Consider the following 15,882-nt stretch of genomic DNA (forward strand, 5'->3'; position numbering starts at 1 on the left):
ACCTTCTGTGGTACGTCGCAAGGAGACGGACGACTGAGAACAAAGTTGGCGGCCTTTTTCACCATCCTGCTACAGCCCTGCTACCGGATCGATGCGCAGCTGAAACCAGGGCGCCACCGCTTTTTGGCCGTTCCGTTCCTTATTTTCTCCATTCCAGACAGAAAATGACACAGTTTGGATGCGTCCAGGAATGAGTGTCGCTTCGTTCTCCTGTTCCTCGCTGAGCAGTGGACGGCGCATCATGACGTGCCATACTCCATCTTTCCAAAATGCTTGCCCCTGCACGCGTCCCTGTTTATCTTTCGTCGTCAACGTACTGAAACCTCCGCCGATGAGGTCCTCCACGGAGGATACTCGTCGTGGAATGACTTCGAATGTTCGCACGCCTCCGTCTTTTTTCTCAGGAGCTCGCGCGGCCCGGCGATCGATATCGCTTTGCCAGTCCGCCTTCCAATGCCAGATATTGACGTAGTGGTCCAACTGCCCCATACAAAAGAACGCCGGGGCATCACCGAGTGGGAACCCGATCGCCACCCCGTCCCGGAACGTCCCAGGAGTCAGCCGATCGTTCTTCGTGTTGTCTTGCCATTCCAGGAGAAAGGCAATGTCGGTTCCATTGTGGATAGATCGCACCGTCAGAGCCCGAACCGTCGGTTCGGGCCAGACCGGCCTGGTAATGACTTGACCGCTAAGCGGAATGGTGATGGGCGAGGCCGTTTGCCAGACCGCATCATCGGCGGTCTTCGGCATCTCACCTTGAAGCAAAAACGATCGGATCGTCATCCCCTCGGAACTGACCAACGGAACTCCGAAGGCGCCGAGGACACTGGCACTGACGATCAGAACAGACAAGAGCCCAAGCACATGAAACCGAACGCTACTGATGGACATCGTTCGCACGGGGCTGTACTCCGAGGAATGATCCCGCTCAGAATACCACAAAACGTGATCGAGACAAATGTGAGGAGAGGACAGATATTGGTAGGCTGTTTACGAGAGTTTCAATCGACGGATCTTATTTTCGCCACGTTCGCAGATATAGAGATGGCCCTGTGAGTCCAGCGCCAAGCCGACAGGAGAATTCACCACCGCCTCGATACCAAGCAGACCGTCGCCATGCTTCAACTGTCCGGCAGATTCTTTGGCGACAAATCGGGCAGCGCCGCAGCCACCGATATTCTTGTCTTCGTAGCCGCTGTCCCCGTTTCCCGCGACCGTGGTGATCATGCCCGTCTTGCCGTCCACCTTCCGCACGCGATGGTTCATGGTGTCGGAAATATAGAGATGGCCATCTCGGTCAAAGATCGCGGCTTCCGGAGCATGCAACATGGCCCGAACAGCCGGCTTGTCGTCACCGTCATATCCATACCGACAGACCCCTGCAACGGTCGAGATCACACCAGTCTGAACATCGATCTTTCTGACACGATTGCTTCCCTTGTCGACCACATACACATCGTCCTTACTGTCGACCGCAATCCCGACGATGTCGTAGAGACGCGCGTCCATGGCAGGCTTTCCATCATCCAGATACATCGACATATCGAGCCCATCGGAACAGACCGGCATGAGCCATCCTTGATCATCACTGAAATCGATCCCGATCGCATCACCGGAAAGCACCACGAGATTCCTTGCTACCAGCGGCTGTTCCCGCGCATCGTCCTCAGCCGTCCAGGTTCCCGCGATCGTCGTCACCAGATCGGTTTTGGGATCGTACCGTCGAACCTTATGCGCTTGTGTGTCGGCGATATACAACACATCGTCCGTACCGAATGCGATGGCGGCCGGCCATGTCAGATTGACCTCACGTGCCGGTCCGTCCCCGTTAAACCCATGCTGACCGGTTCCGACCACGGTGGTGATGATGCCTGTCTCATGATCGACTTTCCGAATCCGATTGCTCCCAGAGTCACAGATGTACAGATTATTCCGAGAGTCAAAGGCAACCCCGAGAGGCAAGTAGAGCCCTGCCTCCCCACACACCCCGTCATCGCCGCTATAGCAGGTTTCCCCGATACCGGCGAAGTTGTGGACCGTCCCTTCTTGCAGATGCACACGTCGGATGCGATCCGATCCCGATTCCGCGAAATAGAACCACTGTTCTTCCCGATCGAGCGCCGCATGATGGGGAAGCGGGATTCCCGCTTTCACTGCACGCTTACCATCACCCGTACTTCTGGCCTTCCCGTTACCAGCGAAGGTCTCTATGTATCCGGCAGCTAAACAGAGTTCGGTTTCCATAAGTACGACGCTTTCTAGGGGACTATTAAAAAATTATCTTGCCGCTTACGCACGTTCGACTCTCAGCGCAGAATGTCCAAAATGGCCATCGTTTTTCACCCGCCCACCCCAGCGCGCGGCTCGACTGAGCTCGCCGAAGTCCAAGACGCGCTGTTCACCGACCAAGGCCGCACTCTCGTGCCTCGGTGCTCGCCTCTCGTATTTCACACGCGAACGACGTTTCACCGTTCGACATACTCACGGCCCTGAGTCCCGTCGAAGGGCGAGATACGTTTCACGCGTTTGAAGGCGCCGCGAGAGCGTCGCTGGATGACTTTTTCAACATCCTGCTATGCGCGTGGAGCCGGCTGCACCGTAGCCCCTGCCGGCTGACTTAAGGGAGCACTCTGAGCCGGAGCGGCCGTGGCCACTTGAGGAGCAGCAGTCTGTTGTGCCGTTGCTTGCGCTTCGGCTTCGATGGCCTCCGCCTCATGCACGGACTTCTTGAAGCCCTTGATCGCCTTTCCAAGCCCTTCGCCTAACTGTGGAAGTTTCCCGGCGCCGAAGATGATCAACACGATCATAAGGATGAGGATCAGCTCGGTGAACCCTAGACTGCCGAACATAGGACACCTCGTTCTTAAAGTGAATCAGGACCTCGGACCATCCTTGGCCTTTTTGGCAAACCGCTCCTTCAACCGCTTTCTGGCCTCTTCGGCCTGTTCAAACATCTTGCACTTGTCGTACACGCTGATGAGATTGTAATAGGCCAGCGGCTCGTCTGGATTGTGCTCCACTGCACTTTCCATGACGCGAATCGCCAAATCGGTCTTTTTATGATTGAGCGCGATCTCCATCAGCTTGAAGGCCGATTCCAAATGCTTGGGGTCCAATTCCAGCGTACGGAGATAACACTGGATCCCCATGTCGATCGTGTTGTAATCGGACACCTGGGGGTTATCCAGCTCGATATAGACGCCGGCAAGGTTATACCAAGCGATCGGATCATCCTGTGTGATTTCTACGAGGCGTTCATAGTACCCCTTCGCCTCCATATACTGTTTCTTATCCGCGTAGAGTCTCCCCAGGTTGAAGAGCGCCAGCACGTCATGGGGAAAAACTTGTAGCGCATGCTGAAACTCGGCCTCTGCCTCATCGGCCATGCTCTTGGTCGCGTAAATCGTGCCCAAGTTTGCATAATACATGGCGAGCGACCGGTTCATTTCAGCGCGAAGGGATTCCGCCATCTCTATGGCCTTCTTGACCTCCGCCAACGCATCGTCGAGGCGCCCTTTGCTAAAATATAATTCTCCCAGTCGGCAGCGCGCCTGAAAATCTTCCGGCTCACTGGCCAACAGTTTTTCAATCCCGGCGATCTCTTCGTCCGGAGTGAGAGGCTGATCCCCAAGATCAACGGCAGTATCCCCTTGCGGGGGCATGGATGCAGGTGTGTCCATTGTTCAACTCGTTCTGGGCTTATGCCCGACCGGTCATCAATCCATCCGGTGCCGGCATCATGGGACCGGCACTCGCCGATAATGCTTCGGCTGTCGCTACCTTCACCCGATCACAGGTCAGCAGCATCACCCCAAGCACCACCATCAACGTCAAGTTTGAAAATAACAACGCATAGCCGGCAATGAACATCAGCCCGATTCCGTAGCCGGCCAATCTCCCCATGGTCACGAGCTTCACCACCGTGTAGGACCAACAGAGTAATCCTGCGACATAGACGGCAAAAGGAAGATAGAACGTGTAGCCCATCCCGAACTGGAAGATCCACCCGATGCCTTGCGACGCTTGCCGAAACGCAGACGCGAATCCAGGAGTAATACGATCCAACAGGTAGTCCACCACAATGAGAGCGGTAAATGTGACGCCCGTGACTGCCCAAAACCAGATGGCTCGGTTGCGTTGCTGCCGATTCTTCGTTCGCAACGAGAGGCTCTTGCTTTTGCCATAGGCCAGAAAAGCACAGAAACTGGCCAGTACCATCAACGCCTCTCCCATACGATGTGATTCGTACACCAGGGGAGGCTGCGCAATCGTTCCCATCAGACTATAGCTCGTCGACACGATCTGATAATACAACCATCCGGATATGCCCAGGCAATAGGTAACGGCCAACGCTCGTTGGGCAGGTTCCCTGTGCGTCATCACATAGTCCGAAACAAACACCGTCAGCACCAACAGGGTCAACCCGTTGTAGACAATTGCACCGAGCATCCCCGGTTGCACGACCAAAAACCCACCGGTGAGCAGCAATAACAGGGCTGTCCCGATGATCCCCAGTTTCACCAGCCGACTGTTGTCAGTCCCTCCCCAACGATTGACCATGGCGAGCGTCAGGCCCAAAAACAACAACACCGCAACGATGTTGAGAAGCCATGCCCCCACTTCGGTCAAGGCCGTGAATGTCGGAGTGATCCATGGATGCGTGGCGGCCATCTTACTGAGATGCATCCCAAGACGCGACAACAAACGGTACAACACAAGTTCAAGGAAGGATGCGAGAAATACGAGCTTGATCGTATAGTCAAACAACGGACCAAAGTCCGATACTTTTCCGATCACTCGTTCGGTCAGCGTCGCCGACTTCATCACTCCATCCATAGGAATCGATATTATAGCTGCCGTAGAAAAAGAGGGTCAATGTGCGGCCATCGACACCGGTTTTGCTCCTGCTTTAGCGCGCGAGATGTAGAGCAACCCGTCCGCCATCGCATAATTGAACGGCAGCTCGCACACCACTTCGCTGATCCTGCCGTACACGTACTGATACAACCGTTCCGCTTCATCCGGAGTCATGCCTTCTTGTACTTCGTAGAAGAACCCAAGGCTCAGATCTTCTGCGGACGGTCGCATGATCCGACGGATGCCATAGCCGCCGGGATCACTCATGATCGGCGCTTCCTTTTCCAAGTCAAACAGACAGGGCTGGCACGAAAAGCCGTACGACTCGTGCAGCCGCTTGTTTTCAACGACGAAGTTCATGGTCTCGAGCGCTTCTTCTTCCTTCTCCGTGGGGAACCCGACGATGATGTAACAATGCACAGCAATGCCGAGATCCACACAGTCATCCGCCACCCGCCGGACCCACTCCTGCTTGATCCCCTTCTTCATAAAATCCATGATGCGCTGATTGAAGGACTCCAACCCAAACACGATCTTCAGACAGCCGGCATCCCGCATCGAAGCCAACAGCTCGCGGGAGAGGTTTTTTTCGAAGCGCATCTCGCAGGTCCACTTCACGTCGACCTGCTTGTCGATCAGTTGCTGACACAACCGTTTGGTCGGTGACAGGGCAAAACACTCGTCGGTGAAAAAGAAGTGTCGTGCCCCGTAACGCTGTTTCAGCCATTGCAATTCTTCGACCGTACGACTCGGGTCCTTCTGCCTGAAATTCTGGTGGTCAAGGGTCAATGCACAAAACGCGCAATCCTTGTAGTAACAGCCGCGCGAAAACTGAACCGGAAGGACTGGTTCAGGCGAGAGGTAGAGATCCAGGGGGAAACCATCATAATTCGGGGCCGGAAGCTGATTCACATTCTCAGAGTAGAACGGCTGGTTGACCGTGATCTTGCCGTTCTGGCGATAGATCAGGTTGGGCACCTTACTGTAGTCTTTCTTGCCCGCCAATTGATTGACCAACTCCAGCAAGGCCGTCTCCCCCTCAAACACGACGATATCGTCGGTGAGCTCGAACAAGCTAGGGCACCGGCGGATATTATCGACCAAACGGGTAAAAATGCTGCCGCCGATCGTGATATGCAGATCTGGAGCGGCTTCCTTGATCAGTCGACAGAGGGTGAGACCTGGGATGATCTGAGAGGTGGCGGTAATCGATACCCCGATAAGATCCGGACGGCTGTTGACGATCGAGGGAATGAATCGGTCACGGAAGAGACTGAGAAACGGGTTCTGTGCTTCGTCGCGCACGACCCGCATCAGATCCTTTGAGGAATAGATCGAGTAGCTCCCAAACTGATTATCGACGACAGTCAATCGGGTCGGGAAATAGACGGAAGAGACGACTTCCAGCCACTTGTCGATCATGAACAGACTGGCACGATAGGCATCAGGGTCGTAAAACTCTTCGCTTCGCAGGGTTTCTTTGGCCAACTCAATCCGGTCGACCAAATAGGCGAACCGATCAAGCGAGTTCGTCACCTTCCCATAATGCTCACGACTACCGGGCCCGGTCTCTCCAGTTTGACTTCGCTCCAATTCTCGCTGCTTGGCCGTCAACTGTTGGTATATCTCTGCCGCATAGCTCTTGGTCAGTATGACATCCAACAATTCGATGCCCAGATCGCGCTGAGAGACATTGGAAATCCCACCTTGGTGTAAAAACCCCGTCAGAGACGGCAAGCTGAGGTAGGGCTGCGAGGGGTGCCATGTCGGAGGAAAAAGGAGCGAGACATTCATGGTCTGATGTCCTTTTACTCTTGAAAATCAGTTACTTTGATTTCTTGAATTTTATACATTCCGCTCAAGGCGAAATGCAATCCTACCCGGATGGAACATGCGGATGAATCCACGTCACGACACAAAAAAAGCCTCGGATCGTTCCCCACTCCAGGGCATCAATCCGAGGCCTCTTTTGAAAGCGTGTTACAAGACAGCGCGGGGGCTGCCTCGCACTAATCAGACACTACAGCTTCAACGTAAACCAGGTTGACAGCGACTTCATGCCGTTTCGCTCGATGTTGGCACCGTCCCACACCGCAAACGCGATGGGCACCGACATTCCCGCCTTGAACTGCACATCGTTCGCATCACCGGTTTCCAACGTCCGCTTCACGACAACCCGCCAGGTTGGTCCAGTGTACCCGCCGCCCTTCACGGACCCTGACGGCTCCCAGACACCGTTTCCGAGAACATCCTGGTGAGCTTGCGTCGTGAGGGTGCTGAAGCCGTTGGCACTCAAATCCTCAACAGAGCTCACACGAAGCGTCGGGTCAGACATAATGTTTCCAGACCAGATCCCGGAATTGAACGGCCCGAGACTGCGACCGATACGGTCAGGATAAGTGACGCCTCCCGCCGGCTCTTCAAAATAGTAATCCCAGAAAATGCCGGGGTACTGATCGTCGACATCCCAGATTCCGGCGCTGTCTTTACCGATATCCTTCTGCCACTCAGCATTCCATCGCCAGATGTTGGTGGTACCGCCGGATTGCCCCATACACTGGAACGGTGGAGCTCCAGCCGTATTCACCGGGAACATCAGCGCCACCTGATCGCGAAAGTCTTGTGGGCCGATCGCCGTATCATTCTTCGTCTGATCGAGCCATTCCAATCGCAACCCCACCTCTTTGCCGTTCGTCATCGCTTTCACGAACACCGACTTCACCGAAATATTCGGGTGCATCGGGGTGGTGATCAACTGACCGCTCAGAGGAACGACAACTCCAGGGACGCTCTCCCACACGGGATTGGCACCGTCCATTGGAATTGGCCCCTTAACCGTCTTGGCCGGTATCGTCACCGGCTGACTGACGGCGAGTGGCACTCGCCCCAACGTCAGCATCAGGCCGACAGTGAGGGCGGAGAGAAGAATGGCAAACACCAATTTCTTGTTGGTCGTCTGCGCTACCCTCATAGTATTACTCCCTCCTCATGAATAATTGGATAAAGATAACATCTACTCTCGAACCGTACCGATCATGTTGACAGTCACTCAGGCCGTTCCAGAAGGCCGGCCCTCTTCTTGATCCTTGTCCTTGTCTTTCTCTTTCACATCCATGAAGGACTGGGCCCCGACTTCGTTCAGCAACATGCTCAACTCATTCCCTTGGTCTTGCGCACCGCATTCATACGTTTGACCTTCCGGCGAACTGAACGTTGCGGGTCGATAATCGGTTTCTGTGTAGGGTTGAGGCGTCACCGCTAAGAACGCCGTCTCAAACTCCATCCAATCGGCCGTCATATCGGCGACCAACTTGAACAGGCCGGAGTCTGCCTTTTTGGCCAACATGCGGCAGAACAACGGCACCCATCGACCGATATGATTCTTCACAAATTTCTTTTGTGCCTCCACCACGATCTGGGTCTTTTCAGGCCCATCATGGCAGAGCGAGTAGGACTCCTTGTACGCAAGGAAATGCATGAACTCGAATTCCACACTGAGGTGATCCAGCCGTTCATGGATGTCCTTGGAGAGTTCGACTCCAAAGGCCTTGTAGAATCCAGAGATGTCGCCCATGACATGAGACTGGGCGAACACATGGTCGTTTCCGAAGAGGGTCTCATAGGGAGGACAATCGAGCGTAATCACGTTACTGAACACGCGGCGATGTTCCGACTGGAGATCGCTCAGTTGCCAATTGACGCATTCTGAAGCGATCAGCCCCTCCACTAAGTCCAACTGTTTTTTCAGCGCGACAAGCTTGTCCTTGGCACGTTGGCTCCCATCAGCGCCGAGGGCAACGCCCAGCGCATCAAGCGCCGTCCGACCGTCCTCGACAAATTCACCACACCGCAAATAGTCCAGAAATTCTTCATCTTCCGGATAGAGGAGGCTCCAGGAGACCAGCAGGTAAACCTTGCTTCGACTGAGTGCCCGCTCAACGGCAGGGGAATCCTTCATTGTGGAAGGGTTCGGCAACATGGCGGTTGCAGATGCAGAAACTCTGTGCATCGGCTGTTGACTCGTCATAGAAATCGCCTCCTGTCCGTCATCTTCACCCTGTCTCCCGACCATCACGGTCCAAGGTGCGACGGAAAAGCCATGTATGTATATGAAATGGCCGGGGTGAAGTCAAGGGAGAACTCACCGGCCTTCCTAGGGTCGCGATCACGCCGATACGATCATGATTGAAGCACCACCGGCTCATGGGGCAACCCTCGCCCTCTGCCTTGCCGGGATCACACGGATCGCGACACGATCATTGACTGTCTTGCAAATCATCTCGCATATGCCGCACCCCACGCAAGCTTCCTGAGAAACCGACAGGCGCAGCGAGGCGACATCCAGAGCGAGGGCATTTGTCGGGCACTTCGAAACACAGGCATGGCAACCCTGACCGGCCGTGCAGAGTCGATGCGATACCTCCGCCATCCCCATTCGAACCTGGTCAATCCCCAGGACCGGCACGAGCGCGTCCGTTTGACACGCCGAGATGCAGGGGAAATCTTCGCACAACAGGCACGGGGACTGATCGGCGTAGAGGATGGGGGTCCCGTCAACCGGATGCGCAGCAATGGCCCCCGGAGGACAGGCCGTAACACAATCGTTGCACATGGTGCAACGGTTCAGGAAAACTCCTTCCGCCACAGCACCGGGAGGACGCAACCAATCCGGTCGCACTGAAGGCGCAGCGGCCTCGACAGCGGAAGCATCCGCGTGCGTGACGAGTTCCTGTGCTGCCCTGACAGTCGAAATGACTGAATCTTTCAGAAACGCCCGTCGACCATATGAGGAGTTGGTGGCCATGAGAAATCTTGACAAAGGTTGCGGATGGTCAAAATCGCTGTCCAGCGCGGCCGCAGCAAGCGAGAGGCCGAGGCGTACCCCTTGTGTACGTTGAGGCCTTGAGCGACGCGAGAACAAAGCTGGCAGCCATTTTCACCATCCGAGCTACATCACGCCGTCGGCTCGCAACTTATACACTTCCACACAGCGATCACAGGCTCCGAATTCGATATCCCACCCGGGGTGATTCTCACGGATGAAATCCAGCACGTAGGATTCCAGCTTCGTCCCCATATCTTCGACCCATGAATAGGTCGGAAACCGGCACAGGGGACAGGGAAACCCGGGCATCAGCATGATTTTATTCTGCGTCTCCGGCACCTCCCCGCCTTCGACATCCACGGCCCGATCCATCACGCGAAGAATGTCGGCGGCCATTTCGATCAACTCTGAATGGGAGAAGTAGGAGGTCTGCCAAAGCCCCTCAAACACCGACTTCAGTTGAGGAGGCGGAATCTTTCGGTACCAGGACCGGAATTCCTTGAATCGATCCTCCTTACTCAACATCGGCTCCTTGCCCGCCGCAACGAGCCGGCTATCCACGCTCAAACTCCATAACACGCGATACCGCTGCAAGATCAGGGTCTCTTCACCGGGATTCAGTCCCACCTTCGTGTCGGGGTCGTAGCCGAATGACGGATCAATCATGTCGGAGATATGCATCAGCTCGTGGCGGCAATAGCGAGTGAGCGCCGGATCATAAAATCGACGAGGGATCAGCTTAATCCCAACCCCTTTCATCCCCTTTTCCTCAAACTCTTTGGCCAAGTCCCTTTCAACCGATCCCCATTTTCTCAAGATATCGACGCCTTCCTGATCTTCTTTCAAGACCCCTTTGACCAAGACGATACCGATCTTCTCCTTCAGCAACGGGTTCTCATTGAAGGAATCACGAACGATGTCCGAAAACCCCCAGGTCCCGAAGAGGTACTGATACAACTTCTTGAATTCTGCCTCCCGATCTTCGAGGATGAACTTCTCGTAGATGGGATCGGCATATTCATGGAATTCCTTGTAATAGGTCGGATCCCCCTCTCGTTCTGTCTTTTCGACGAACGAGTCGATCACTTCCTGGAGCAATGCTGGTTGGAACCTGATTTCCATTGAAATACTCTCAATCTCACGTTGAGGCCATTGCCACACACCTTGCCGCACCGTTCAGATGCGAGGAAGTTGGAACACCGGCTTGTGATTTCAGTGACGTCCGCTCAACACCCTCGGCATCAACCTAGAGCCGCCTGTTCACACAGACAGACTCATCGAAGAGTTGACTTGATCATGAGGCATCTCTTACGATCCGAACGGTCAGTGAATTATACTGGGCGCATTGTTAACCAATCAAGGACCAGACAGCCAAGGAAACGCACGACCTATGCCCGATCCAACGATGACTCCTTTTCTCGCGCCCGGCTCCACTCAAGCACAACCCACATCAACCCCACCCATCGATTTCCTCGAATATTGGGGAGCTGATTGTCGGGAAGTGAAGACCTTCCGAGGCCATTCACATGGAGTGTGGACTGTCGCCTTTTCACCAGATGGGACCATGCTTGCAAGCGGGGGGGCAGAACGCCTCGTCCGCATGTGGGATATTGAAACCGGTCGGCTTCTCCGTTCTCTTCGCGGCCACACCCACGATATCCGTGCCATCGTTTTCACTCCCGATGGACAAACCCTGGCAACCGGCAGCGAGGACCGTACCATCCGACTCTGGAACGGCAAGACCGGCGAACCTGTGAAACTCCTCTTCACCCGGTATGACCATAATGTCTGCAGTTTATCTCTCTCACCGGATGGCCTCATGCTGGCACGTGGGAGCCATAACAAGGACATCAAGATCTGGGAAGTCACCACCGGCACCGAGCTGATGACCCTTCTGGGCAAAGACGAGTACGACCACCATTGGTCTGTGTGCGTCGCATTCTCACCGGACGGCATTCATCTCGCCAGCGGGACCGATATCGGAAAGATTAAAGTATGGGAAGTACTGCCGAGCGGAGAGGAAAAGGTCCTCCACGACGGCCATTGGCGAAAAGACCAAGTGGATTCCACCGAAACTCGCGGCTACTTTGTTGAAGATGACGGCGGATTCCAAAAGCCGATGGACTACTGGATCGGGGCCATGGCCTTCACCCCGGATGCAAAATTTCTGATTACCGGCAGCCGGGACACCACCATCAAGCTCTTTGAGATGCCGACCGTGGTCGAGAAGAAAGCGTTGACCGGACATAAGGGCTGGGTCCGTAGTCTCGTCGTCTCCCCGGACGGGAAAGTCTTGGTGAGCGGGAGCGACGATGAGACTATCAAGTTTTGGGATCTGTCCACAGGGCGAAACTTCCGAACCGTCAAAGGTCATAGTGGCCCGGTCCGAGGGTTGGGCTTTTCCCCCGACGGCAAGCGCCTTGCCAGCGCCTCCTGGGATCGCACCGTGAAGCTGTGGGAAGGGGGAGCGAAATCAACCGAGTAATTTAACTACCTATTTGCCTCACTTTGTGTCACTTCGGCGCGATTTCGTAGACGAGCGTCACCGTGGCTTCGATTTTCAGTTCTCCCGACGAGATCGGCACATCACCGGCGCTAGCTTCCATAGCCATACGTGCCATGGGCACAGGAGGTCGAATCATCTGGCCTCCTTCAGTGACTGAGAGAACCCGCACAAGCTTTACATGAAGTGCGTCGCTCAGCACCGATGCTTTTTCACGTGCCTTGGCTGCGGCCTGCATCAAAGCACCAAGCCGTACTGATTGCTCCTCGCGTAACCCCCAGTGCAACCCCTGAAAGCTGTTCGCCCCAGCCTTCAAGACCTCTTCGATCACCGTCCCGACCTTGTCGAGAGCACGAATTTCCACAGTCACCATGTTACTGACCACATAGCCAATGATTTCCGGGGACGCAGGCGAGACATCAGTAGGACGGTTCGATGGGGGTCGATATTGCGGCGACACGGTAAAAGAAGATGTCTGGATTCGCTCCTTGTCGATTTGTAAATCCTTGAGCCGATCCATGACTTTACTCATGACGGTGCTGTTCCGCTTCTGCGCTTCAGCGAGAGACTTACTGACCGTCTCCAATCCGAACATCACAAAAGCCGTATCCGGCGCATGCGGCACGATCCCGGTTTCGCTGACAGTAAGAGTTGATGTCGCAGAACTCGTCTCATCATGGGCCAGCGTTACAGCCGGAAGACCCACCAGTATCAACAGCCAAACGATCCACATGCGCCACCTCCTTTCGCACCCAGCTCTATTCGGAGCCTTACCATGACCTCATGCTCAGAAGGCCCAGGATAGTCTGGCTACTACAATGACGCAAGAAATATCCCCTCATCGCCACTTGACCCAACATAAAGACATGCGGCATCTTCTTTCTTAAAGTCGTCGACAGAAGCACTCTCATGGCCATGACTTCAACCATGCTCCCGCTTGGAACTACAGCACCGCCGTTCGTGTTACAGAATGTCGTGACTGGGCAACGCTATTCGCTCGACTCGTTCGTTGAAAAGACGGGACTGCTCGTCATGTTTATCTGCCGGCACTGCCCCTACGTGGTGCATGTCGAACAGGAGCTTGCCAGGCTCGGACAGGACTATCAGGATACGAATTTAGGAATCATCGCCATCAGCAGCAATGATCCAATCAACTATCCCGACGATGCCCCGCCGAAACTGAAGGACATGGCCGTACGTCTGGGCTTCACGTTTCCACTCTGTCACGACGAGACACAGGAGGTCGCGAAAGCCTATCGCGCGGCCTGCACCCCGGAGTTCTACCTTTTTGATCGAGATCGCCGCCTGGCCTACCATGGGCAACTCGATGACAGCCGCCCCGGAAACAATAAGCCGGTCACCGGTCGTGATCTCCGTACAGCCATCCAAGCAGTGCTCACCGGTACGCCTGTCGATGGGAACCAGAAGCCCAGCATAGGCTGTAGTATCAAGTGGAAGCCGGGTCATGCTCCGCCTTATGCTTGAGAGGCGATTGAAAAAAAGCCTCTCAGCATCGTACTCAAATCCTGGAAGCCTGTTCAGTTCGGAAGGCCCAACCCCGCCGAGAATCCATCTATCCACCTATCATCAAAACGGTCACGCAAAGACGACGGGCGCATTACCCTCCAGGAACCTAAGAATTCAAGACGGCTGACCAAAATCCTTCCGTCTAGATTAAGCGTGGCACGAGTATTCACATTCCACATCTTCTGTGGATAACCATGTGAACAAGTCGCGTAATCCTGAAAAAGACGGTGCAAACAGCATATATATTTATCAAACTGCCTATTTTTTAGTCATCCGCTCTATCACGACAACACTACCAGTAATAGTGTTGATGGCCTAAGTTCATTGCTTTTTTGCATATTCCTAGGAACAGCTATTGACATGGCCTACTCGTTCACACTGATTTTCGTTTGCTCACCGCCAATCCAATGGATATCCACAGGTTCAACACTTTTCTGGGGATGACGGCCCTCCGCAACAGGAGCGGTGTTTCGTTTCTGTCAAGAGGGGTGAGATAAGAAAGAAGGCTCAATAATGCGCTAAAGAGGACCTAGGGACGAAACTCCTGCAACCAGGTCCACATGGCACACCACACCTACCTGGCCATATTTCAGAAGCAGTCCAGATGGTCTATCGGATCACTATCTCTGGACTGGATGGAAGGGAGCCAAGTGGGAAACCGACCATGAAGCGGGAGAACAGCCTAGGACAGCCAGCGGCAACTTGACAGCTGACAGCATCCCCTGATCGCAATGGGGACAGGAGTCAAACAATATAAATTGGGTAGAAACGGAGGCGTGATCGGACAGATACTGTCGGAGGCAACCGGCAGCTATCGACACGTTACAACCTGCCACGAACAACCGCTTTCTGCCAGTCTGTACCTATCTCACGATCACCCGGAAGCCCTCGTCGTCCGCCAGGCAATCGCCATCCCCACGAGCAACAATAGGGACGCCAGAAGAAACGGTGCGCCAGGGAGATGCCAACTGGTTTGTGTGCCGATAAAGAGCGCGAAGGTTTGCGTGAAGAGCCCCGGCCCAATGAGGCTAGCGATACCGGAGAGTCCCGCAATGGCCCCTTGGAGCTGTCCCTGTTCGGAGCTGCTCACGCGGCGGGACATGAACGCTTGCGCGGACGGACCGGCGAGGCCCCAGAAAGCCATGATGGGAATCCCCGCACAGTAGATCCATCCGTTGATCGCCGTGCCGTAGACCGCAAAAGCCACCGCGCCGCTCAACAATCCGGCGAGGAGAACCGTCCGTTCTCCGAACCGGGCTATAAGCGGCCTCATGAGCAGCCCTTGCACGATCATGGCGCCGATGCCGACGCCGGTCAGCATGAAGCCGACCGCTTTCGTGTCCCACTCGTAGCGATAGCCCACATACAGCACCATGACACTCGTTAAGACCGTGTGTGCGAGGTGGCCGAGAAAGACGACCGACGCGAGAGTGAAGAGTTCGCGATGTGACCGCAACAGTGTGAACGAGCCGAACGGATTGGCCCGCTTCCAGATAAAGCGCATACGCTTCTCGCGTGGGAGCGATTCCGGCAGCACGAAGAATCCGTAACAGGCGTTCACCAAACTCATCGCCGCCGCGCCCCAGAAGGGGAGACGCGGATCGCTCGCCCCGAGCCAGCCGCCCACCGCCGGGCCGAGTACTAAGCCAAAGCCGAAGGCCACGCCGATCATCCCGAAGGCGGCCGCTCGTTTCTCCGGCGGCGTTACGTCGGCGATGTATGCACCGGCGGTGCTGAAGCTGGCCGCCGCGATGCCAGCAATCAGACGGCCAACAAAGAGCCAAGTGACGTTGGGCGCCACCGCCATGAGGATAAAGTCGAGACCTAATCCGACGTTCGAAAACAGCACGACTGGCCGTCGCCCGAACCGATCGGATAGTGCGCCTTGAATGGGCGAGCAGACGAACTGCATGAACGCCCAGGCTGTGCCCATCAGGCCGTAGGTTGAGGCGGCCTTCGCTGTATCGCCAGACATGAAGTCTTCGACGAGTTTCGGTAGCACGGGCATGATGATGCCGAACGAGAACATGTCAAGCATGATGGTGACAAGAATGAAGATGGTTGCCGCCTGCCGCGGTTGGGTGGATGAATGGAGAATGCTCATGCAATCATGCGGGATCGGAGATCCCTATGCGCGAACCCAACCTAACAGGCTGCCTTCTCATACGTA

15 protein-coding genes are annotated in these 15,882 nt (G+C 55.1%); 2 read left to right on the plus strand and 13 right to left on the minus strand.

Annotated features, from left to right (window positions below; all coding sequences use genetic code 11):
- Positions 1 to 69 precede the first annotated feature (69 nt).
- From ACYX34_RS13845 to ACYX34_RS13895, 11 genes are all read right to left on the minus strand, one after another.
- Positions 70 to 891, minus strand: a complete 822-nt coding sequence (locus ACYX34_RS13845) for an ethylbenzene dehydrogenase-related protein (protein ID WP_462077156.1) — start codon at positions 889 to 891, stop codon at positions 70 to 72.
- Between the two features lie 99 nt (positions 892 to 990).
- On the minus strand, positions 991 to 2,244 hold the full coding sequence (locus ACYX34_RS13850; protein WP_462077157.1) for an NHL domain-containing protein: 1,254 nt from the start codon (positions 2,242 to 2,244) through the stop codon (positions 991 to 993).
- Between the two features lie 45 nt (positions 2,245 to 2,289).
- Positions 2,290 to 2,469 carry a hypothetical protein gene (locus ACYX34_RS13855; RefSeq protein WP_462077158.1) on the minus strand — a complete coding sequence of 60 codons (180 nt, stop codon included), beginning with the start codon at positions 2,467 to 2,469 and terminating at the stop codon, positions 2,290 to 2,292.
- 104 nt (positions 2,470 to 2,573) lie between these two features.
- Positions 2,574 to 2,849: a twin-arginine translocase TatA/TatE family subunit gene (gene tatA, locus ACYX34_RS13860; protein ID WP_462077159.1), complete on the minus strand. Its 276-nt coding sequence runs from the start codon at positions 2,847 to 2,849 to the stop codon at positions 2,574 to 2,576.
- A 24-nt stretch (positions 2,850 to 2,873) separates the two neighbouring features.
- Positions 2,874 to 3,680: a tetratricopeptide repeat protein gene (locus ACYX34_RS13865; protein WP_462077160.1), complete on the minus strand. Its 807-nt coding sequence runs from the start codon at positions 3,678 to 3,680 to the stop codon at positions 2,874 to 2,876.
- A 19-nt stretch (positions 3,681 to 3,699) separates the two neighbouring features.
- Positions 3,700 to 4,824 (minus strand): hypothetical protein, encoded by a 1,125-nt coding sequence (locus ACYX34_RS13870; protein WP_462077161.1) that lies wholly within the window; start codon positions 4,822 to 4,824, stop codon positions 3,700 to 3,702.
- Between the two features lie 48 nt (positions 4,825 to 4,872).
- Entirely contained in the window at positions 4,873 to 6,651 is a 1,779-nt protein-coding gene (locus ACYX34_RS13875; protein WP_462077162.1) for a B12-binding domain-containing radical SAM protein, read from the minus strand.
- A gap of 226 nt (positions 6,652 to 6,877) precedes the next feature.
- The gene (locus ACYX34_RS13880; protein WP_462077163.1) at positions 6,878 to 7,828 is read right to left on the minus strand and encodes an ethylbenzene dehydrogenase-related protein; all 951 of its coding nucleotides are present in this window, start codon (positions 7,826 to 7,828) and stop codon (positions 6,878 to 6,880) included.
- Between the two features lie 78 nt (positions 7,829 to 7,906).
- Entirely contained in the window at positions 7,907 to 8,884 is a 978-nt protein-coding gene (locus tag ACYX34_RS13885; protein WP_462077164.1) for a TorD/DmsD family molecular chaperone, read from the minus strand.
- A 174-nt stretch (positions 8,885 to 9,058) separates the two neighbouring features.
- Positions 9,059 to 9,661: a 4Fe-4S dicluster domain-containing protein gene (locus tag ACYX34_RS13890; protein WP_462077165.1), complete on the minus strand. Its 603-nt coding sequence runs from the start codon at positions 9,659 to 9,661 to the stop codon at positions 9,059 to 9,061.
- Positions 9,662 to 9,805: 144 nt separating this feature from the next.
- Positions 9,806 to 10,804 (minus strand): hypothetical protein, encoded by a 999-nt coding sequence (locus tag ACYX34_RS13895; protein WP_462077166.1) that lies wholly within the window; start codon positions 10,802 to 10,804, stop codon positions 9,806 to 9,808.
- Positions 10,805 to 11,072: 268 nt separating this feature from the next.
- Here ACYX34_RS13895 and ACYX34_RS13900 point away from each other — a divergent pair, with 268 nt between their 5' ends.
- Positions 11,073 to 12,167: a WD40 repeat domain-containing protein gene (locus tag ACYX34_RS13900; RefSeq protein WP_462077167.1), complete on the plus strand. Its 1,095-nt coding sequence runs from the start codon at positions 11,073 to 11,075 to the stop codon at positions 12,165 to 12,167.
- 28 nt (positions 12,168 to 12,195) lie between these two features.
- Here ACYX34_RS13900 and ACYX34_RS13905 read toward each other — a convergent pair whose 3' ends face one another.
- A complete protein-coding gene (locus tag ACYX34_RS13905) occupies positions 12,196 to 12,918 on the minus strand; it encodes an SIMPL domain-containing protein (protein WP_462077168.1) in 723 nt (240 codons plus the stop codon).
- A gap of 176 nt (positions 12,919 to 13,094) precedes the next feature.
- Between ACYX34_RS13905 and ACYX34_RS13910 the strand changes: the two genes are divergently transcribed.
- The gene (locus tag ACYX34_RS13910) at positions 13,095 to 13,670 is read left to right on the plus strand and encodes a thioredoxin family protein (protein ID WP_462077169.1); all 576 of its coding nucleotides are present in this window, start codon (positions 13,095 to 13,097) and stop codon (positions 13,668 to 13,670) included.
- Between the two features lie 916 nt (positions 13,671 to 14,586).
- On the opposite strand, the gene ACYX34_RS13915 is transcribed toward ACYX34_RS13910, so the two are convergent.
- The gene (locus tag ACYX34_RS13915) at positions 14,587 to 15,816 is read right to left on the minus strand and encodes a TCR/Tet family MFS transporter (RefSeq protein WP_462077170.1); all 1,230 of its coding nucleotides are present in this window, start codon (positions 15,814 to 15,816) and stop codon (positions 14,587 to 14,589) included.
- Between the last annotated feature and the right edge of the window lie 66 nt (positions 15,817 to 15,882).

This window comes from Nitrospira sp. CMX1 (assembly GCF_054902215.1).